Genomic DNA, 19287 nt, shown 5'->3' with positions numbered 1-19287 from the left:
GGATTGTTTTTAATTATAAATTAGTAATCATTATTTGTTTTGTCAAGAAAATCAGGGTTTATTTCTCTTATTTTTTGATGACATTCAAAAACTTCTATCCAACGATTTAACAATTTTAATGTATCAGCTTTTCTTTCTAAAAAATGGTTGATTGATAGTAGTCATGATCAAAAATTTCTTCTGTATCTGTTTCAGCTAAAAAATTATCTTGGATCGATCGAGCTAAATCTAAACCTTTTTTTATCAAATCCGAAGAATACTTATTAATTTTTCCTTGATTAGAAGGAGTTAAATTGTCATTATTTTTATATTGATTAGTCATCTCTTAAACTCCTAATTTTTCTTTTAATTCCTTTAAACTTTCTTGAGCTTTAGCAATTTCTTCGTCAAGATGTAATGCCATTTCCGCCAATAAATCCTTACCGTTTTCTTTTGCTTTATCCACCTGTGATTTTAACTCATACAAGTCCGTTTGTGTTAATGCTTCTATTTCAGATGCGATCGCACCTATTCGAGAACGACATTGAGCAATTTTACGAATGATTTTGATTAATTCGATCGCAATACCTTCACCTTTCACAGACTCTGGACTAATTTTCCAATTAGCCAAAATTTCCCGTAACTTATCCTCATTTCCTTGCTCATAAGCCTCATTTGCCATTATCATCAAATCTTGACGACGGGCTTTTTCTTCCTCATCGGTAACTAAATCAGGATGAATACGTTTAGCAACTTCTCGATATAACTTTTTCAGACTATCAGAAGGCTTAAAATTGCTTGAAGACTCCAAATAAGCCATATACTCGTTAATTTGAGCCTGTATTTGCTCTAATTCCGTGTAACGACTACCGATAATTTGAGCATATTCTCGTTCAAAACTATGTAACTCTCCCTCAAAAGTTCTCAATTCTAACTCTTTTTGAATTAACTCAGACTCCAAAGCCTCTAATTCAGCTTGTTTGCGCTTTAACTCTTCTTCTTCTGGGCTTAAACTAGGTACTAAATTCATGATTTGAGTCAAAGATAATTTGAAACTTGAGAATAATATTATTGTACAAAAATTTTATCTGTAGGAATATTTTAATTGTGAGGCGATGTACACCCTTCCAAAACTCTACCCACTAAAAGAGTCACAAGCACAATAACAGAGACATTTTTTTTATACAAGTATGCAAAAATTATAAAGTATTTACATTAATTCAGGAATATTAGCATTCTCATAATTTTCAATCAAAATACCTACAATTTCCATCAATCCTGCTAAAGGATGAGTTTCATCTTCTCCAACTTCATCAATTAAATCGTCTAAAAAATTCACCAGTTTTTCATATTCCTGCTCTGTATGAGGAACAAATAAAGTATTATCTAATTTAGACCAAATATTTTGTGTTTTTTCAAGATCGATCGTTTTCATCATTTTAATAATAATTTTTGATCGCAGGTTCAACTGTATCAAAAGTTATTGCTGTAATTACAACAAGTGACTTGTTTGTTGTTGGGGGGAGGTGTAGAGGCTTTGAGTGGGATAATAGTATCTATTATGGGAATATTGAATTGTCAATAAATTTCTGTGATCAAAGTCTATTTATTTTTTTGTATTATGCTATCTAGTAGGATGGGCAATGCCCACCAAAACCTTACGCAGTTATTTATTTTTTCATCTCCATAATTCAATTTAATTTATTCACTTAAAAGATTTAATTTTTGTTTAACTCTATTTAATTTATTTTGTTGTTTTTCCTGTTCCAATATCATCATAATTTTATCTAATTCTAATCCAAATTTTTCTAACTCTAAATTAGTTCGACGTAAATTATTTAGTAAACGATTTCTAGTTTCTTGATTAGGAATAGGAGATAAGTTATTCATCATAATTGCCATTCTAATTTTACTTCTTGAATACTGCGTTGCCAAGCGGGGATACGCATTTGATTTTGTTCAATAGCCTGTGTTAATAAGTTAATCATAGCATTACTTGCTGTGGGTTGGGCTTGGGCGATCGAAACTTCTAATTTTGAAAGTTGAAAATATCGCTCTTCTGCTTGAATAGAGACATTTTTCATTTCATCTAAAAAAGAAATTGTCTCATCGGTTTCTCCTCTTATTTCAAATAATATAAATTCTACTGCCATCGCTTCATCTATTAATAGAAAATCTAAAAAAAATATATTATTGCCCGTTAAAAAAGAATAGATTAGTAGATGACAGTAATGGAAAAAGAAGATATGAAAATAGAGAAAATTTGAATTGGAACAACCTAGAATTAAAAGAAGGAAAAATCATCAAAATAAATAAATTTCCTAAACACCATAAAGTGAAACTTTTCCGAGTGCCTGTTTCTACAAATAGGACGGATTTTGTGATTACAAATGACCAAACTCAAAAATCTACTAATGCGGTCAGAAATGAGTGCAGCATCAGATGGAAAATTGAGGAGTTTCATCGGGAAGAAAAACAATTAACGGCTATAGAATGTTGTCAATATCGAAAAAAAAGCAAGAATCCAAAGAAATCACATTAATTGTGCAATTTGTGTATGGACTTTCATTAAAGCAGGTTGCTTACGCTACAGGTGAAAGTATTTATCACATTAAACATTCTTTAGCTGAATAATTACCTAAGAAAAGAGTTAAAATCTCCTTCTATTATTATGTCTTTTGCGTAAGTCAAAATTAATTTTCGAGCGTAAAATTTTCCACCCGGATAGCGAAAAGGAGAGTTAGTTAATTTTTTGCGTTTTTCTACCTTGACCATAAAAATAAATAGATTATTTGCTTTTAAGATACCCTAATTGTGACTATCAGTCAACAGACAAAAGTTTTTAACATGGTATATAGATAACAGACGTACAGATTCGCCGATGCCCTCGCCATAACACTTTAATTAAGCAACTTGTAACTCATCAGTTAAATTTCGAGGCTGTGGGAGAGTTTTGCCAACTTCAAGATACCACTCAATTAAACTTTCAATAACTTCTTGCCCATGTTTTGCTGCCTCCTCATAAGTCTCGCCATGAGTATGAAATTCTTGAAAAGGAAAATCAGGTAAATGCACTAAATAAGAGTTATCTTCTTCACTCCATTGAATCACCATACTGTAATGATTATTCATTTCAATTCCTCCAATTTTTTCAATCTTTTTTCTACTGCTTTCTCTAAATATAATCTAGCATCATCACTATCTTTACCTGATATTGTAATTGGTTCATCAAGTATGAGAGGATGAGTCCAAAATGTGTGACTTCCTTTTCCCTGACGATAAGTAAACCCAGCTTTTAATAACATTTTTTTCAATTCTCTAACTTTTTTCGGCATTTTTAATACATGATTATCTTTTTTGATTTAATATTAATATCATTTGTAAAGAAATTAATAACACGACAAAAGCCTATCCAGTAAAATACTTTGCTGTAGATTATAACGATCGATTAATGTAAATTCATGTTCTAACATTAGAAAATTCTCAACTGATTATATTCACAAGTATTTTCCCTCATAAATACTTTATTTAATGGGGTTAATTTTTCTCCTTTATATTCTTCTGCAATTCCTAGTCTTCTTAAACCTATTTTGATATATTCTTCCTGCATTTCTATGCCAATTGATCTTCTATTTAATTTTTGTGCTACGGCACAAGTCGTAAAAGTACCCGCAAAAGGATCAAGAATTAAATCATCAGGATTAGAACTAGCTTTAATGATTCTTTCTAGTAAAATTTCTGGTTTTTGAGAGGGATGTTCTTCATATTCTGGCATTCTATATCTAACTCTAGGAAATTGCCACACATTACCCGGTACTTTTTGGCTATTGTAGGGTTTTGGTTTATCTCCCCGATAATCTATTAATTTTCTTTGCGATCCTGTTTTTGCTTCTACCAGAATATCATCACTATTAAATGTATAATTATTTTTATCTTTTACGCAAAATAAAATAGGCTCATATAAAGCACCATAATATTTTTTTGCCTGAACTCCTGAACTGTCATAATACCATACAATTCTTGATAAAATAGTCAGCTTTTTACGCAAATATAAATCTATATATGGCATTGTTTGGGTACTTGACATCACATAAATTGAGCCATTTTTTTTTAGTTTATTAACACATAAATCAAGCCATTGATAACACCATAATATATAGTTTTCTTCATTTTCCCATTTATCTTGAAAGTTAGCGAATTTTTTGCCAATATTATAAGGAGGATCTACAAATATGAGATCGATCGATTCATCTTCAATATATTCATTTAATACTTTGAGGGCTTCTCCTAAAATAATCTTTGTTTTTTCATTTTGAAATGTGGATATTAAATTCATCATTAATTTTTTATTAATTTTTAATGTTGAAGGGGGTAATAATTTTAATACCCACCTTATTGTTATTTATAACCAACCTAATTTACTAAGTGCATGATTTACTGCATCTCTTACATGAGCTTGTCCAGTGTTAATTTTATCTTCTCTGACTACACTATTAGACCAAATTTCTGCTTTTCTTAACCAATCGAGATTAATCGCAATATGGCTGACTTTTTCCAAGTCAAAAGAATCATTTTCTATGAGAGTTTTATTAAGTAATTTTCCCAAAATTTCCAAACCAACACTAACTCCCAATAAATAATTATCTCTAAATTTAGATGCTTCTTGAGTATCTAATTCTTCTTTACTGGCAAATTTTGCGGTGTAATGATTAACGGAGAAAAAGTGATTTAAACAATTTGCTAAATTATCCGCCGCATTATTGATTTTTTCTTCATCGGTATATTCTTGAAGTTGATCGTTGGAATTACCTTTAAAAGCACAACTGGTTAATTTAGAAATATAATTAGCGGCATAAACATATTTTGATTTTGAACCCGGAGTTTTTTGGACAAGATTTGTCTTATTACGAAACATATCCACTTTTTCGATCAATCTTTTACCAATCAAATCACGTCCTTTTCCTGAATAGGCAACTAAAAGAGTTTGTGATATTTGTAAAGTTTGTGCCATATCATGAAAGTCAATTTGACACTGCTCAAAATCTTCCTCTAAAACAAGATTAATAGGAAAAGTTTGATCTGCTACTATATCTCGATCAGAGTTATCTGCATCTATCATTTCTAAAATAGCTTTTCTTCGATGTTGACCATCTGTTATGTCAAGAGAAATATCATTTGGAATTACTAATATATATAGATCTCGCCAAAGTTCTTGATATTCAATTTTGTTAGGATCTATGTTGGCAGTAATAGCACCTAAGATCCATTTGCGATTAGCCTTTGAGCGATTTCTGACATATTCTTTAATTTTTTCCACGTGATTTTGATTAATGGGTCGATTTTTGTACGCAATAGGATTGTTACTATCACTAGGAGTATTGCGTCCTCTCAATAATTGGGATAATTCTCGACCAAAAGCATTAATAGTTAAAATCTGTCGTTGACCATGTTTAGATCCTATCGCCAAAAAAACTTGTCCTGTTCGGTATTTATCAACCATGATCGGTTGAATAGCTAACTTAATATAATCAATTAAGTCTTGGTTGACTAACTTAGACTCTTTTTTGATTACAGGGCTATGATCCTTTTCTATTAGATCCATCTCTAAATTGTTCTTTTTGTCGGTTTGATAGTCTTGATAATTGAGTTCTGACATAATCTTAAGTTTTAATAATTAACTGTTGGTATAATTTTTTCTATTTTAACATATTATCACATCTAAAATTGAATGTGATAACAAATAAAATTAAAAATAAAATTAAAAAAGAGTTGCCACTTCTTAAAATGATCTGCTATGGTTATAGGTAGGCAAAAAATCTAGCAACATGATTATGAATATTAATAGATCCGAACTAAGGAAAATTTCATTTGGTAATCAAAAGTTAAACTGTTATAGGAAACCGAATGGCGAGTATAGATTTGATTTAAAACAAATATCACAATACGCCGGTTATAATGATGATTGGTTAAGTAACGTTTTGAGAAGACAGGGATTAACTTATCAAGAATTAATCGATAATGGATTATCACCAAAAAATCTGAAAGAAGCACTTCAAGTCGAATCAAATACTAGAAGTTATAATTGCATCAGTATTTCACTGCAAAATGCGGTTGCTATATTTAGATATGCAGCTAAACAAGGAAAGCCTGAAGCCCAAGCTATTTATGATGCCGCTTTATCTGAAAAATTGGAGCGTGCTGCAGATTTAGCTTATGGAGAAATAAAAACGGAGGAGGAACGAAATCAATTATTTGAAAGAAGAAGAATTGAGCAATTGAAAAGCCAATTTCCCAAACGTCATCGTCAAATCGAAGAATATCATCATCAGGGAAAAACTGCTGATTGGATAGAAACTCGTTTATGGGGTACAGAAGAATGTCAAAGTGCTTTTAAAAAAGAATTATTAGCTCGTCAAGTTAATAATTTTGGTATAGCCAAAAATACTAATGCAATATATCAAGGAATAACTGATCATAAAGCATCTGAACTGAAAAAAATACATTTTGTTGATATTGCTAAAGATGGTCTGTCAAAACTTGAACTAGCAGCAGTAAACTTAGCCCAATTGGCTAGTGTTCGGGAAATAGAACAAATTAATGCTCAAGGGAACAGCCAAACTTACTCTATTTGTAAAGACAAAGCAAAAAAAGTTCGTTCTGCTATAGTTTAGTTTAGAATTTGGTGGGCATTGCCCACCCCACGAACTTATGCACTGAAGTATTTAGCTACAGGATGATAACAGACGATCGCACTTGTGGACTGTTCGGGGTATATTTGTTCAGACTCATCCATATACATACCAATCCGTTTAGCGTCTAGTAAATCTAATTGTACATACTGATCTTGCATATTCGGACAGGCTGGATAACCAAAACTATACCGTGAACCTTGATAGTGTTGCTTAAAGATTTCTTTGATATTGTCTGGCTCTAAATGTCCAAAACCCAACTCACGGCGAATCCTTGCATGACACCATTCCGCCATCGCCTCCGCCGTTTGCACCGCCATACCATGATAATAAAGGTAGTTAGTATATTCATCATTGGCAAACAGTTTTTGGGCGTATTCTGTGGCAATTTCTCCCACTGTCACCGCTTGGAGGGGGAAAACATCGATTATCCCAGAATCTTTCGAGGCGAAAAAGTCCGCAATACATAACCTTTTACCAGACTTTTGACGGGGAAATTCAAACTTAGCAATTTCTTCCTTCGCTTCGGGATTTTCTGGGTTATAAATATATAAAGTATTCCCCTCGGATTGACAAGGAAAATAACCATAAATTAAAGTAGGATGTAATAAATTTTCTGCTTTAATTTTCGCTTTCCATTCCTCTAAAATAGGATAGACTTTTTCTTGCAAAAACTGATCATATTCCTCTCTTGGTTGCCCTTGAGGTTTACGAAATTGCCATTGCCCTGCAAAGAGTGCTTGTAAGTCTAAATACCAGAGAATTTCGTCTAAATTAAGATCATCTGGATACATAATTTTTGTCCCCCAAAAAGGAGGAATTGGGCGATCGATATTCGCATCCACTGCTTCACTTCTCCGAGTATCAATTTCTTTAATTTCTTGATTTTTGGACAGGCTAGAAGCCTGTTTTACGTCTTCTCCTGATTTGTCAAAATTACGCCCTTTAAAGATGCTATTTTCTGACGTAAAATCTCCTAAAAATCCTTCTAAGTTATCCCATTGATTACTCTTTTTAGAAGGTATTAATTTATCCATAAAATGCAAATCAGCAAAGGCATCTTTACCATAAACTACTTTACCTTGATAAGTATTTTGACAATCTTCATAGACAAATTTCGGAGTTAATGCGGCCCCCCCTAAGATAACAGGCACAGTAATTCCCTCTTGATTAAATGTCTCTAAATTGTCTTTCATAAAAGCGGTAGATTTTACTAATAAACCACTCATGGCGATACAATCTGCATTTGATTCACGGTAGGCTTGAATGATGTTTTCTACGGGTTGTTTAATCCCTAAATTAATCACTTTATAGCCATTATTAGAAAGAATAATATCGACTAAATTTTTGCCAATATCGTGAACATCTCCCTTCACTGTAGCGATTAAAAATGTGCCTTTTCCACTGCCATTAGTATCCGCTTTATCCATAAATGGTTCAAGAAAAGCAACGGCAGCTTTCATGGTTTGGGCAGATTGTAAAACGAAGGGTAATTGCATTTTTCCACTACCAAATAATTCCCCCACAACTTTCATTCCATCTAATAAAAAGACGTTAATAATATCTAAGGGAGGATACTTTTCTAATGCTAATTTTAAAGCATCTTCTAACCCCATTCTTTCACCATCAATGATATGTTGTTTTAACCTTTCTTCCATGGGTAAATCCGCTACATTTTGCTTAATACTTTTAGTAGTTTTACCTTCAAATAATGTAGTTAATTTTCCTAAGGGATCATAAGTGCAAATATCACCGTCAAATTCTCTTTTATCATAGATTAAATCAGTACAAATTTTAAGGGCTTCTTCGTCAATTTTTGCCAATGGTAATATTTTACTCGCAGATACGATCGCACCGTCCATTCCTACTTGCATGGCTTCATGGAGAAATACGGAGTTTAACACCTGTCTCGCCGCAGGATTCAAGCCAAAGGAAATATTCGACACCCCTAACATAAAATGACATTCGGGGAACATTGCATGGATGCGTTGGATAGATTCGATCGTCGCTTTTCCGTTTTCTCTGTCTTCCTCAATCCCTGTGGAAATGGGCAAAGCAAGGGTATCAAAAAAGATTTCGTGGGCTGGAATACCGAATTTCAGAGCATCATTATAGGCACGTTGGGCAATTTCCACCTTTTTATCCGCAGTGCGCGCCATACCATCTTCATCGATAGTACCAATCACCACCCCTGCACCGTATTCTTTGGCTAATTCCAACACTTTGAAAAATCGTTCTTCCCCATCTTCATAGTTGGTAGAGTTGAGGATACATTTACCCCCTGCCACTTTCAAACCTGCCTCCATTTTTTGCCACTCGGTGGAGTCTAACATCAAGGGGAGGGTAACGTTATTCACCAGACGGGAAGCCAATTCGTGCATATCTTTCACCCCGTCGCGCCCCACATAATCCACGTTAACATCGAGGATGTGCGCCCCTTCTTTCACTTGGGCTTTGGCGAGGGAGATTAAACCATCCCAATCTTCGGCGTTGAGTAAATCACGGCATTTTTTCGAGCCACTGGCGTTGAGTCTTTCTCCCACAATCAGGAAAGAGTTATCCTGTTGATAGGGTTGGGTGGTGTAAATGGATGCCGCCGAAGGCTCATAATGATATTGTCTTTGTTTAGGTTTTAATGTACTAGCGATGTCTGCTAAGGCTCTAATATGCTCGTAACGGGTTCCACAACACCCGCCGATAATTTGAACCCCTAAGTCTTCGATGAAGTGCATTAATGCCATGCGTAGCTCCATGGGTGTTAAACGGTAATGAGCTTGTCCGCCCAGGTTTTCAGGTAATCCTGCGTTGGGAATACAGGAGACAACAAAGGGAGAGTTTTCGCTTAGATATTTGATGTGGGGTTTCATCAAATCTGGTCCAGTGGCGCAATTTAGCCCCTTAATATCGATAGGGTAGCGCCCTAAAATGGCGAGGGCGGCGTTAATTTCTGTACCCACTAACATTGTACCCATTGTTTCCATTGTCACGGATACCATGAGAGGGAGGCGATCGCCTTTCTCTGCAAATACTTCTTCTATAGCATTAAGGGCGGCTTTGATTTGTAAGACATCCTGACAGGTTTCCACTAATAATAAGTCAACTCCACCATCGTATAACCCTTGCACTTGGGTTACATAGGCATTTTTAAGGGTGTTGTAGTCGATATGTCCTAATGTTGGTAACTTTGTACCGGGTCCCATACTTCCAGCCACGAAACGGGGTTTTTCTGGGGTAGAATATTCCTCCGCTAATCTTTTAGCAAGTTGGGCGGCGGTTTTGTTGAGATAATAGGAGCGATCGGCTAGTGCATATTCTGCTAAAACTAAGGGAGTACCCCCAAAGGTATCGGTTTCGATGACATCTGCCCCCGCTTCCAAAAATCCTCGATGCACGGTTTCCACTGCGGATGGTTTAGTATGAACTAAATACTCGTTACATCCTTCGTATTCTGCACCGCCAAAGTCTTCGGCTGTAAGGTTTTGCACTTGTAGATTCGTACCCATCGCACCATCAAATACTAGCACGGGTCGATCTTCCCTGTGTAGTCTGTCTAAAAATCGGCTTTTCATAGATGATTGAGATTATGAGAAGTTCTATAAAGTTATGTTAATTAACTACTTTAGCTTATTCTGTTTATGATTAAATAACTACTATCTTTGCATAAAATTTTAGAAAGTATTGTTATAATATTTTAGTGAACAAACTAACTTGTTGAGTGGCTACAAAGTTATATGTATGAGTACGACCAAAGACCTGGTACACGTATCAGTGATTCATCTGAGCCATTTCTAAAGGAAATACGCAACTCAGACTATGCAGTATTAGTTGGTCGAAACAACTGTGGAAAGTCTTTCTTACTTAAGACCTTGACTGAAAGATGGGGAATAAGTGTTTCCTACCTTGGTCCTGCAAGGTACCAAAACTTTCATATGCTTGGCTATTACACACCAAATCGCAATAAGAAGAATGATAAGTATAGACAGTTCATAGAACAATGGAAGCAACAACAACAGAATATTGATAATTCGCCCATGAATTTACAACTGGCGATTGCCGAGTTATCTGATGAAAAACGAAATACTCTTTCAGAAATTGTTGAGGTTCTTCTTGGGACTAAGTTAGAAATCAAGCACACTGTCCACAATAATAGTATGTCGCAGAAATTCATCTCTTGCGATGGTCATAATTTATCTTTCACAAGCTCGGGATTCCGGTTAATTACAACATTAGTTACAAGTTTACTAGACGAAGATTATGATACATTCTTGATAGATGAACCAGAACTAGGGATTAGCCCAGAAGCACAAGGGGTGCTAGCTGATTTCCTCTTTGACAAGGATTACAGAAGCAAATATTTTTCACACATTAAAACACTTGTTTTTGCCACACATTCAACAATATTCCTTGATCGTAATCGAATAACTAATAACTATACTGTTACAAAAACTGGAGACATTATTGAAATTGACCAGATTCAAAATCAGGTGGACTTCAATAGAATTCATTTTTTTCTGCTTGGGAATCGATTTGAAACGCTTTATCTTCCCTCTTTAATAGTTCTGGTTGAGGGGAAGTGTGATTACTTATTCATTAGTGAAGTTCTTGCCAAGAAATATCCCACTACTCAGTTCAGCATAATCAATGCAAACTCTGATAGTCGTATCAAAGAAGTTCTTAGTACAGCAAAAAATCTTTTAACCGATATTCAAAAGAGCCCCTATAGAGATAGAATTATTGCTGTTTTGGATTCAGTACATGGCCGAGGAATTCCAGATAGCCTCATTAGCATGGGACTATTACCAGAAAATATTGTTATTTGGTCAAGGAATGGAATTGAATACTTGTATCCTGAATCAGTTTTAGAAAAGATTTATGGAGAAAGTGGAACAATTGAGATTGATGAGGATCGTGTCATGAGAAACGGTATTACTTACACGAAAGTTGAGCTGACTGACAAGGTTTGTAAATTGCTAAATCCAGAAACACAAATGGAAAGTGAGTTCACTGATAAATTCCTTTCAATTGTTGAAAAGTGTCTCAGCTAACAATCTCAATGCATGATTATTACTCAGATTTTTTATTGTTGCATGGGGGAAGAGCTCCCTTCACGCAATTACTTAATAGACTAACTATTATTCACTGCTAAATCAACTACAAGAAAGCACAAAGCACAAGAAAGAAAGTTATCATAACCTAACTCTAAGCCAATTTACGAGGTGCGATCAGAATTTCTAAACCTTTAGCGATGAAATCTTCTTTTACCATTTCCCAAGCTGTTTGTAATTCCGTTAATGTTTCCTCTGGAGTATCTCCAAAAGCTGATATATTAGGCATTTCCACAAAATGACATAACCAATCGCCATTTTCATCGACATAAAGATTAATGGTGAATCCATCAAAATCATAGTTATTAGTACTCATAGTTATATTTCCTCTGATAAAGAAAAACAAAATATACGGAAACACGGTATGAATTTTCGTAAAGTCTCCAGTATTTTTCGAGATTCTTGCCAATTATCAATTTATGATGAAGATCGATCGGTTACTATAGGATTAGATGATGGTGGTGTTTTACGAGTTGTAATTCATACTTTTGAACAAGTGGACAAGTTCAACTGTAATATTCGGATTATTTCAGCTCGAAAAGCAACAAATCAGAAAAAAGAACAATATCAAACAAGAATTTTATGAAACAAGAATATGATTTTTCTAATGCAGAACAAGGTAAATTTTATCACCTTAATAGTAAGTTTAATTTGCCTATTTATTTAGATTCTGATGTGGAAGAATTTATCACTAATTTAGCTGATAAAAAGAATGTAGATATTTCAGTGTTAGTCAATGAATGGTTAAGAAATAATATTAATTTCGTCAAAACTATTGATATTTAACTACTTTAGCTTATTTAAGAGCTATGATTAGATTATTTGATTTCTATTAATGCAATTTTTAAACAATCACAAATACCTTGCCAATCCCGTTCTGACAAATGACCAATATAGATTAAATTATTTGATGATGGTATTGTGACTAAAAAACTCCTAAATATCGATCTCACCTTCAAACCTGCCGATGACCAATCTTGTAAAATGTAATCAGTGACTCCTAAATTTTTTGTCTGACTGGTGATTAATCCAATGATAACATCTGGACGATTTTTATGATAAACCGATGAAGAAACGATTACCGCAGGGCGACGTTTAATTCCTTTTACTCCGGAAAAATCAACGGTGATAACATCTCCACTTTTAAATTCCATTTAGTAAATTTCCTCACCTTGATCATCAATATTTTGTAAAGAATAGTTAACAATATCTATTTGATCTTCTTCTGTCCAAGTATCACTATAATTCACAAGGCTAATGTTTTTATTTGTTAAGTCGTTTAATATCATCGTTGCTAGTCGCAATCTTTCATCTAAGGGTAATATCTCGACAACTTCGCTATAAATTTCTTGAACTGTTTTAGTCATAATCCTCGATGCCCATAATTAATTCTTGTAATTTACACTAACTAATAAATCATAAGCGATGAAGGGGGATCTGTGGAGTCTGTCTAAAAATCGGCTTTTCATAGATAATTAAGATTATGAGAAGTTCTATAAAGTTATGTTAATTAACAAATGATCGCTTATTTTTAGTATTTGATATTCGAGATTCAATTCAAAATAATGATATGGAACAAGCACTAAAGAAATTTTTTAGAGAAACTGGATATACCGTCAATAAAATTGAAAAGAATAATCCATAATGACTACCTTTTTGTAGTATTTACTTGAATCCATAGGTTGCTAAAATTTGACAAACTCAGTAGATCGAAAAGAAAAAAAATAAAGAGATTATTGGTATATAAGCACTAAGTAAAGGACTCTATTTTAGAGGATAATGAAGAAAACAAATAAGATTAAGATAAATATAGAGCAAATTCATTCTTGTTACCGAAAAAGATTTGGTATTGAAAGTAGTTATAGAATGAAAAATATTTGTAGAATTAGAACGACAACAAAAAAACCAGTTTGGAGACTATTATTTGTAGGAATATCATTTTTATTAGTTAATATATGGGTAAAAATATTATGGAAAAAAGTAAGTAAGCCAAGAAAAGGAGGAAGATTAGTCTATAATAAAATATTTTCTTTAAAACAAATGCTATCTTTTCTCAACCATTCAATAGAAAGAATTTTTCAGGTAGAAACTAATATTTATATTCCAAAAATATCAAGCTAAAAATAACATAAGTAAATATTATCCAAGCAGATAAGACACAATGAAATCTAAAATCACTAAAATTTTTATTTCGATCTACTGAAAGTATATTTGTTTCCAGATGTTTCTATTTTTTTCTCTTGTAATTTATCAAAAAGCAAAGTATGACTTTCTTCAGACTTGGGCGAACTTTGAGAATATTTCCTCTGAGAAGTAAAATCATAACCTTCTCCTGATTTTTCTACACTCTCCCCATATTCTTGTGAAGTAGTAAAATCATAGTTTTCATCGGTTTTTTCTTGATTATCTTCATAGCCTTCTAGCATTTTTTTAGCAGAAATTCTACCAGCATAAATGGTACTCCCTACCCTTCTCAATAAAAATGTTTTAAAAAATCCTCCTGTTTTTAAACGAGAATTAATTAACTGACAAAATTCCTCAGCAATGCCATAGGCATCTTGAAGATAAGGAGGTAAACGGATGGCTTCCTCTAGTTTTTCCCCTAATAGCTGTACTTTGACAGGTTGTAAATAACTGGACTTTGGTTTCAGGATTGATGGTATTTTCTAAAAATTCCCTCGTACGGTGAACAATATGACGAATATAGGGGTTATGATGAGTACCAAAGGTTTTGGCTAAGTCTTTCACCCGTCTTTTATCCGAGAGGCGTAATTGTTGCCATGTTTCTGGCTGTGGAATATAAGTATTTTCGTCTAATTTTAAGCTACGGCGAAGCATTTGAAAGGTTCGCTCTGAATCGGAAGGGGGTAAAGGATTGCGTATCCAATTCCATCGCTCTAAATCATCATCGGGTAATTCTTCTTGTCCCATTACTACGGGTAAACTTCTTTCAGGGAAACGCCACGAACTCCACGGCTTACCAAAGATAAATTCTCGCTCTCCATCCAACACCCTTAATAAATCCCATGCTTCGATGGGGTGAATTTGTACGGGAGTAGCAGTAGCGAGTAATAAACTATGGGTATTGTGAGATATTTTTTCCAGAAAAGCTAGTAAATTATTAGGTTCTGGAGTATCTTGGGGTTGATCTAGCTTAATATTTTTGCGTCTGGCACGGTGAGATTCATCCACAATCACACATTCATAGGATAATTTTAAGAGATGCTCAGAGGCTTCCGAACCACTGGTAACTAATCCTTGAGAAACAATGCCAATTTGACGGGGACATTTTTTGATACCCACAGCGCCCATAGCAGGATATTCAATGGCATTTTCATCAATCCAGCGTTTACCATCCCATACCGCCGAGGGCATATCCAGTAAGTTTTTCATTTCTTCCTGCCATTGCCATAACAGGGGTTTCGGTACAAGAATCAGAATAGGGCGATCGCCCCATAATGCCATTAACATTGCCGACATAGCCAATTGCATGGTTTTCCCTAATCCTACCTGATCTGCTAATAAATACCTCGCCCCCGATGGTTTTTGATGGGCTTCAAATGCTAATTTGACAAAGTATTTTTGATGTTCCCACAATCCGTATTCTTGGCGATAAACGGGGGTTTCTATCACGGCGGAAGCTGGATTGGCTTCTTCTGGCCATTGTTGCACACTAGGGATGACTTGACGATCAATTATTCGCCCTATATCTTTAATGATAAAATCCGCAAGGTTTACCGCTAAAGGATTTTGCCAAAGACTATCAAATTCCGTTTGCACCCATGCAATGGCTTCGGCTGAATCATCTTCCCACAGTAGTTCATAATTGAGTTTCCATGCAGAATAAGTCTCGTTGATGCTACCTAAAAAGCTGGTTTGTTTTTCATCTGCTAAAGTAATAACCCCAGCTTTGCCATGTACTAAACCAAATTTATCACTGGGTAATACTTTTACTTCCATTTTTCCTGTATTCAAAAACTGGTATAGTCTAGTTAGTCTGGGCTTACTGCGAGAATCTAACTTTTCTGGTTCAAAACTACACCATTCTCGTCTGAGGGCATAATTAGCCGCCCTAGCGGTTTCTACGTCTTTGATTTCTAAATCGGAGTTACAGATAATTCTTACTTTTCCTGTCATGGATTCGATCGCTTCCCCTGCTACTTCTAACATAGATGAACTAAAATAACCGGCGATACGATCGTACTTAATTGCTCCTTTTAGTCTTTGATTTAAAAAGGATTCATCTAGGGGAGTTTGACGGGAAGAAAAACGATTCATTTTTGAATTATGAGTTATGAATTATGTATTATTTACGTTGAAATCACCTAACATATTAAAAAACCGCAAAACCTCGATTTTTGAAAGCTGAAACCCTATTAAACTAGTTACTTTTTGCTTAAAAATCGGGGTTTTCAAGCCCTTGTGCAAGTTCTGAGTATAAGTTTATTCATAATGAGAGTACATTCTAATTATTTTAATGGTTTTTTCTGATTCAATTATTTGATAAACCAATCGATGTTGTATGTTAATTCTACGAGAATAAGCACCGTTTAAATCACCGACTAATTTTTCATAAGGGGGAGGATTTTGATAGGGATTTTCAGCTATTAAATTGAGTAAATTTTGTGTTTTATTTTTAAGCCCTTTATTAGCAAGTTTCTTTGCATCTTTTTTAGCTTGTTTTGTATAAACGATTTTATATTTCACCAATCTAATTCCTCATCACATTCTTCAATGGGGGTAGCCAATCCTTCTTGTATTGATTCTTTCATACCTGATATTGAAGATAAATACAGAGTTTCTTGAATAGCACTCCAATCTTCTTGAGAAATTAAATGGCATTATATTTTTCTCCAGTAATAGTGATTGGTTGGTGAGAAATTGCTACTTCTTCAATCAATTCATTAAAATTATTTTCGGCTTGTTTTACTGTTTTAATAGTCATGATAAGAATTATAAATTATGAGTTATGAATTATGAATTACTTTTAAAATTAATAGTATTAACAAGATAATACTTTTAGATTAGCAAAGTGTCTCAAAAGAAGTTAAAGTCACTATATAATGATTTTAGCTCGATCATCTTTAATAATTAAATTATCAGTTTTTAAGATAACAATTTTAACCTCACCTGCACTAAGATTAATATTTTCTTCTATTATTAATTGTCCTTTTTCATTTACAATACCTTTAACTTTAGTTGCTTTCATTTTTAGTTTCCTCTAAACGATAATTTAATTTAATTTTAAAAAAGTCAATTCTTTTTCATAAAATATGACTACTGAGGATAAAAAACTCTGATAAAAAATTGATTACGATAACGGCGATAAATATCAAAATCTTTATCTAAAGTAGCAATAGCAAGTATATTTAATCTTTCAGAAATCGCTATTAACGATAAATCAGTAAAATCAGCAGGTAAGTCTTGGTAAATCTGATTTAATTGTTTGATTTTTTGATAATCTTCTGATAATAAATGTTCAGCAATAAATACTCCTTTTTCTAAGGCAGATAAAAACTCTGTTTGAACTTTTACATCTGGAGCAAGTAACCACATAGCTTCAGTTATACAGCCAACAGTAGTAATTAATTGACTGCTACAACTAGCAAAAAAATTAACAACTTGTTGATGATAACGATCGCCCTTATTATAAAATGCGACTATAATTCCTGTGTCAATGAGAATAAAAGGATAATATTCAGTCATAATCATTCATGTTGTTCGTATTTTTGGTGCAAATATTTAGCAATTTTTTGCTTACGAATATCCCTGTCAGATAAGTCTTCTTTTCCGTTTAATAAATGCTCAGGATAACCCCCCATTTTTTCTAAAACTGTTGGCGGTTTTTTTAAACTAATCCAATGGTTACGCAAGAGTTTTTTTACTAATTCTTGGCTAGTTATTTTTTCTTCTGACAAAATTTCAATTAAATATTTTTCTGATTCATGATCTAGATTAACTGTTAACATGATTAATCCTCTTTTAAAGTTATAATTTATTATAAATTATCAATTAGTTAGATAAGAGATTTTGATATTTTTTTCTATTTCTTGAGGAGATAAAATGACCGTTTTACCATCTTGCCAAATAGCGATAGACTCCCCTAGTTTACAGTGTCTATCTACTGCTTTAATTACAGCTTTTTGTACACCTTCATTAATTATTTCAGATAATTTTTTTTCTGGTTTATTATTCATATTATTTATAAATTAGCCATATTTGATTTTTTTTCTTATTAATAATCCGATAATTAATTTAGTTTTGAGATTAATTTATTTTTAATTTCTAAGGGTAATTCTTCATCGGTATCTACTTTTTGTCTTTGACTTAAAATAGCTCTAATTTCTTCATCTTCAAAAGTTCCTAGATCTTTAATCAAGTCATTAAAAGCAGTTTTTTGTTGTTCTATTTCTTTTTCTGAGAAAGAATTAACAGTATAACTATTATGGATTTGACAGCTTAAAGCATAAACAATATATTGATTTAATGATACCCCTTCACTTTTGGCTAGATTTGCTAATTTATGATGTAATGTTTCTGGTAATCTTAAAGTTAAACGACTCATAATTTTTCTAATTAATTCTAAATTCATAACTCTACTTCCTCAGCGAAATTACCCCACATTTCTTGTCTGGCAGTAGCAATGTCATCTTCAGTGATAGAAAAATTGAGATTACTCCATAATCCTTTGAATGTGAAATTAGAAGTAGTTTGATTTTCTTCTTGGAATCTCAGGAATTTAACAAATTCTAGCACTGCTTTTTGGTTAATGATAATCAAATCTTAAAAGTTTTCTAATACTGATTTTTGGATATTCATAGAGTAAATTATAAATTAGCGGTTATCAATGGGAGTTCATTTTATAATAGTAACGTAATTGTTACTTTATTCTATAACTGAGATGAAAAAAAGTAAAAGGAGATAATTAGATATGGCTTTAACTAAAAGTTTTAAGGATACTATACAGAAAAGAGTACAAGAAGATTCAGAGTTTCGGGTTTGTTTATTAACTGAGGCGATTGATTGTTTTTTACAAGGGGATACGGAAACGGGTAAAACTATTTTACGAGATTATATTAATGCGACGATCGGATTTGAAGAATTAGCCCATTTAACTCAAAAATCTTCAAAAAGTTTAATGAGGATGTTAAGCAGTAACGGTAATCCTTATGCTAATAATTTATTTGAAATTATTTACTATCTTCAACTCAAAGAGGGTTTAAAGTTAAAGGTTTCTAAATTATAAATTTTAACCACGATGCTATATGGCGTATTTCAGAATATTCACTTTTAGAAATTTTATTAATTAATATATCTAATTTTTTTTCTCTGTTTTTTATTATTTTTTCTATTCTATTCTGTTGTTATTTTAAATTCTCTGTTATTGTTTGTTTTTAATATTTATTGATCTGAATTGTTTTTGTTTTTATTTTTTCAATTTTTTAATATATGTCGTGCTATTTTTCTGTTTTTTCTAATTATTTTCTTTTTTGATGTTATGTTATTTTTCTGGT

The 19287-nt window shown here is 33.0% G+C and carries 29 protein-coding genes and 1 pseudogene; 7 read left to right on the top strand and 23 right to left on the bottom strand.

Annotation, left to right across the window (positions count from 1 at the left end; all coding sequences use genetic code 11):
* Positions 1 to 136 precede the first annotated feature (136 nt).
* The 5 genes from FWJ34_RS05250 to FWJ34_RS05230 form a co-directional block, all read right to left on the bottom strand.
* Positions 137 to 322 carry a hypothetical protein gene (locus tag FWJ34_RS05250; protein WP_308254269.1) on the bottom strand — a complete coding sequence of 62 codons (186 nt, stop codon included), beginning with the start codon at positions 320 to 322 and terminating at the stop codon, positions 137 to 139.
* 3 nt (positions 323 to 325) lie between these two features.
* Positions 326 to 1009, bottom strand: coding sequence for a molecular chaperone DnaJ (locus FWJ34_RS05245; RefSeq protein WP_308254268.1), 684 nt, complete (start codon positions 1007 to 1009; stop codon positions 326 to 328).
* A 180-nt stretch (positions 1010 to 1189) separates the two neighbouring features.
* Positions 1190 to 1414 (bottom strand): hypothetical protein, encoded by a 225-nt coding sequence (locus FWJ34_RS05240; protein WP_308254295.1) that lies wholly within the window; start codon positions 1412 to 1414, stop codon positions 1190 to 1192.
* Between the two features lie 266 nt (positions 1415 to 1680).
* On the bottom strand, positions 1681 to 1872 hold the full coding sequence (locus FWJ34_RS05235; RefSeq protein WP_308254267.1) for a hypothetical protein: 192 nt from the start codon (positions 1870 to 1872) through the stop codon (positions 1681 to 1683).
* Positions 1869 to 2132 carry a hypothetical protein gene (locus FWJ34_RS05230; RefSeq protein WP_308254266.1) on the bottom strand — a complete coding sequence of 88 codons (264 nt, stop codon included), beginning with the start codon at positions 2130 to 2132 and terminating at the stop codon, positions 1869 to 1871. Before FWJ34_RS05230 ends, FWJ34_RS05235 begins: the two co-directional genes overlap by 4 nt.
* Positions 2133 to 2134: 2 nt before the next feature.
* On the opposite strand from FWJ34_RS05230, the pseudogene FWJ34_RS05225 reads away from it, so the two are divergent.
* A pseudogene (locus tag FWJ34_RS05225) lies at positions 2135 to 2665 on the top strand (IS701 family transposase); the annotation flags it as partial.
* Here FWJ34_RS05225 and FWJ34_RS05220 read toward each other — a convergent pair.
* From FWJ34_RS05220 to FWJ34_RS05200, 5 genes are all read right to left on the bottom strand, one after another.
* A complete protein-coding gene (locus FWJ34_RS05220) occupies positions 2614 to 2754 on the bottom strand; it encodes a hypothetical protein (RefSeq protein WP_308254265.1) in 141 nt (46 codons plus the stop codon). The pseudogene FWJ34_RS05225 and the gene FWJ34_RS05220 sit on opposite strands and share 52 nt — an antisense overlap.
* A gap of 129 nt (positions 2755 to 2883) precedes the next feature.
* A complete protein-coding gene (locus tag FWJ34_RS05215; protein ID WP_308254264.1) occupies positions 2884 to 3111 on the bottom strand; it encodes a type II toxin-antitoxin system HicB family antitoxin in 228 nt (75 codons plus the stop codon).
* The gene (locus FWJ34_RS05210; RefSeq protein WP_308254263.1) at positions 3108 to 3314 is read right to left on the bottom strand and encodes a type II toxin-antitoxin system HicA family toxin; all 207 of its coding nucleotides are present in this window, start codon (positions 3312 to 3314) and stop codon (positions 3108 to 3110) included. The genes FWJ34_RS05215 and FWJ34_RS05210 overlap by 4 nt, the downstream gene beginning before the upstream one ends.
* Before the next feature lie 137 nt (positions 3315 to 3451).
* Positions 3452 to 4315 (bottom strand): adenine-specific DNA-methyltransferase, encoded by an 864-nt coding sequence (gene yhdJ, locus FWJ34_RS05205; RefSeq protein ID WP_308254294.1) that lies wholly within the window; start codon positions 4313 to 4315, stop codon positions 3452 to 3454.
* Positions 4316 to 4381: 66 nt separating this feature from the next.
* Positions 4382 to 5635, bottom strand: a complete 1254-nt coding sequence (locus FWJ34_RS05200; protein WP_308254262.1) for a DNA sulfur modification protein DndB — start codon at positions 5633 to 5635, stop codon at positions 4382 to 4384.
* 175 nt (positions 5636 to 5810) lie between these two features.
* Between FWJ34_RS05200 and FWJ34_RS05195 the strand changes: the two genes are divergently transcribed.
* Positions 5811 to 6650: a hypothetical protein gene (locus FWJ34_RS05195; protein ID WP_308254261.1), complete on the top strand. Its 840-nt coding sequence runs from the start codon at positions 5811 to 5813 to the stop codon at positions 6648 to 6650.
* A 35-nt stretch (positions 6651 to 6685) separates the two neighbouring features.
* Here the strand turns inward: FWJ34_RS05195 and metH are convergent, their stop codons facing one another.
* Positions 6686 to 10237: a methionine synthase gene (gene metH / locus FWJ34_RS05190; RefSeq protein ID WP_308254260.1), complete on the bottom strand. Its 3552-nt coding sequence runs from the start codon at positions 10235 to 10237 to the stop codon at positions 6686 to 6688.
* A 162-nt stretch (positions 10238 to 10399) separates the two neighbouring features.
* Between metH and FWJ34_RS05185 the strand changes: the two genes are divergently transcribed.
* On the top strand, positions 10400 to 11713 hold the full coding sequence (locus FWJ34_RS05185) for a hypothetical protein (RefSeq protein ID WP_308254259.1): 1314 nt from the start codon (positions 10400 to 10402) through the stop codon (positions 11711 to 11713).
* Between the two features lie 154 nt (positions 11714 to 11867).
* On the opposite strand, the gene FWJ34_RS05180 is transcribed toward FWJ34_RS05185, so the two are convergent.
* Entirely contained in the window at positions 11868 to 12089 is a 222-nt protein-coding gene (locus FWJ34_RS05180; RefSeq protein ID WP_308254258.1) for a type II toxin-antitoxin system HicB family antitoxin, read from the bottom strand.
* On the opposite strand from FWJ34_RS05180, the gene FWJ34_RS05175 reads away from it, so the two are divergent.
* Both FWJ34_RS05175 and FWJ34_RS05170 read left to right on the top strand, forming a co-directional pair.
* Complete coding sequence (locus tag FWJ34_RS05175) at positions 12024 to 12359, top strand: BrnT family toxin (RefSeq protein WP_308254293.1); 336 nt, start codon at positions 12024 to 12026, stop codon at positions 12357 to 12359. The two genes, FWJ34_RS05180 and FWJ34_RS05175, sit on opposite strands and share 66 nt — an antisense overlap.
* Entirely contained in the window at positions 12356 to 12559 is a 204-nt protein-coding gene (locus FWJ34_RS05170; protein ID WP_308254257.1) for a hypothetical protein, read from the top strand. Before FWJ34_RS05175 ends, FWJ34_RS05170 begins: the two co-directional genes overlap by 4 nt.
* Positions 12560 to 12591: 32 nt before the next feature.
* Here the strand turns inward: FWJ34_RS05170 and FWJ34_RS05165 are convergent, their stop codons facing one another.
* Both FWJ34_RS05165 and FWJ34_RS05160 read right to left on the bottom strand, forming a co-directional pair.
* Positions 12592 to 12927, bottom strand: coding sequence for a type II toxin-antitoxin system PemK/MazF family toxin (locus tag FWJ34_RS05165; protein ID WP_308254256.1), 336 nt, complete (start codon positions 12925 to 12927; stop codon positions 12592 to 12594).
* A complete protein-coding gene (locus FWJ34_RS05160) occupies positions 12928 to 13140 on the bottom strand; it encodes a hypothetical protein (RefSeq protein ID WP_308254255.1) in 213 nt (70 codons plus the stop codon).
* A gap of 412 nt (positions 13141 to 13552) precedes the next feature.
* Between FWJ34_RS05160 and FWJ34_RS05155 the strand changes: the two genes are divergently transcribed.
* Complete coding sequence (locus tag FWJ34_RS05155) at positions 13553 to 13894, top strand: hypothetical protein (RefSeq protein ID WP_308254254.1); 342 nt, start codon at positions 13553 to 13555, stop codon at positions 13892 to 13894.
* A 65-nt stretch (positions 13895 to 13959) separates the two neighbouring features.
* Here FWJ34_RS05155 and FWJ34_RS05150 read toward each other — a convergent pair whose 3' ends face one another.
* From FWJ34_RS05150 to FWJ34_RS05105, 9 genes are all read right to left on the bottom strand, one after another.
* Positions 13960 to 14250, bottom strand: coding sequence for a hypothetical protein (locus FWJ34_RS05150; protein ID WP_308254253.1), 291 nt, complete (start codon positions 14248 to 14250; stop codon positions 13960 to 13962).
* A 61-nt stretch (positions 14251 to 14311) separates the two neighbouring features.
* Entirely contained in the window at positions 14312 to 16051 is a 1740-nt protein-coding gene (locus FWJ34_RS05145) for a phospholipase D-like domain-containing protein (RefSeq protein WP_308254252.1), read from the bottom strand.
* A 165-nt stretch (positions 16052 to 16216) separates the two neighbouring features.
* Positions 16217 to 16480, bottom strand: a complete 264-nt coding sequence (locus FWJ34_RS05140) for a Txe/YoeB family addiction module toxin (protein WP_396231686.1) — start codon at positions 16478 to 16480, stop codon at positions 16217 to 16219.
* Between the two features lie 349 nt (positions 16481 to 16829).
* The gene (locus FWJ34_RS05130) at positions 16830 to 16982 is read right to left on the bottom strand and encodes a hypothetical protein (protein WP_308254250.1); all 153 of its coding nucleotides are present in this window, start codon (positions 16980 to 16982) and stop codon (positions 16830 to 16832) included.
* Between the two features lie 68 nt (positions 16983 to 17050).
* Positions 17051 to 17479 carry a PIN domain-containing protein gene (locus tag FWJ34_RS05125; protein WP_308254249.1) on the bottom strand — a complete coding sequence of 143 codons (429 nt, stop codon included), beginning with the start codon at positions 17477 to 17479 and terminating at the stop codon, positions 17051 to 17053.
* A 2-nt stretch (positions 17480 to 17481) separates the two neighbouring features.
* Positions 17482 to 17742, bottom strand: a complete 261-nt coding sequence (locus tag FWJ34_RS05120) for a hypothetical protein (protein ID WP_308254248.1) — start codon at positions 17740 to 17742, stop codon at positions 17482 to 17484.
* Between the two features lie 39 nt (positions 17743 to 17781).
* On the bottom strand, positions 17782 to 17970 hold the full coding sequence (locus FWJ34_RS05115; protein ID WP_308254247.1) for a hypothetical protein: 189 nt from the start codon (positions 17968 to 17970) through the stop codon (positions 17782 to 17784).
* Between the two features lie 53 nt (positions 17971 to 18023).
* The gene (locus FWJ34_RS05110; RefSeq protein WP_308254246.1) at positions 18024 to 18365 is read right to left on the bottom strand and encodes a toxin-antitoxin system HicB family antitoxin; all 342 of its coding nucleotides are present in this window, start codon (positions 18363 to 18365) and stop codon (positions 18024 to 18026) included.
* Positions 18362 to 18529 (bottom strand): hypothetical protein, encoded by a 168-nt coding sequence (locus tag FWJ34_RS05105; protein WP_308254245.1) that lies wholly within the window; start codon positions 18527 to 18529, stop codon positions 18362 to 18364. Before FWJ34_RS05105 ends, FWJ34_RS05110 begins: the two co-directional genes overlap by 4 nt.
* A gap of 175 nt (positions 18530 to 18704) precedes the next feature.
* Between FWJ34_RS05105 and FWJ34_RS05100 the strand changes: the two genes are divergently transcribed.
* Positions 18705 to 19019 (top strand): transcriptional regulator, encoded by a 315-nt coding sequence (locus FWJ34_RS05100; protein ID WP_308254244.1) that lies wholly within the window; start codon positions 18705 to 18707, stop codon positions 19017 to 19019.
* The last annotated feature ends 268 nt before the right edge of the window (positions 19020 to 19287 follow it).

It is taken from the genome of Geminocystis sp. GBBB08 (assembly GCF_016743215.1).
In the GTDB taxonomy this organism is placed as follows: domain Bacteria; phylum Cyanobacteriota; class Cyanobacteriia; order Cyanobacteriales; family Cyanobacteriaceae; genus Geminocystis.
Note: the sequence above shows the minus strand (reverse complement) of the source record. Positions and strands in the feature narration are given on the sequence as shown.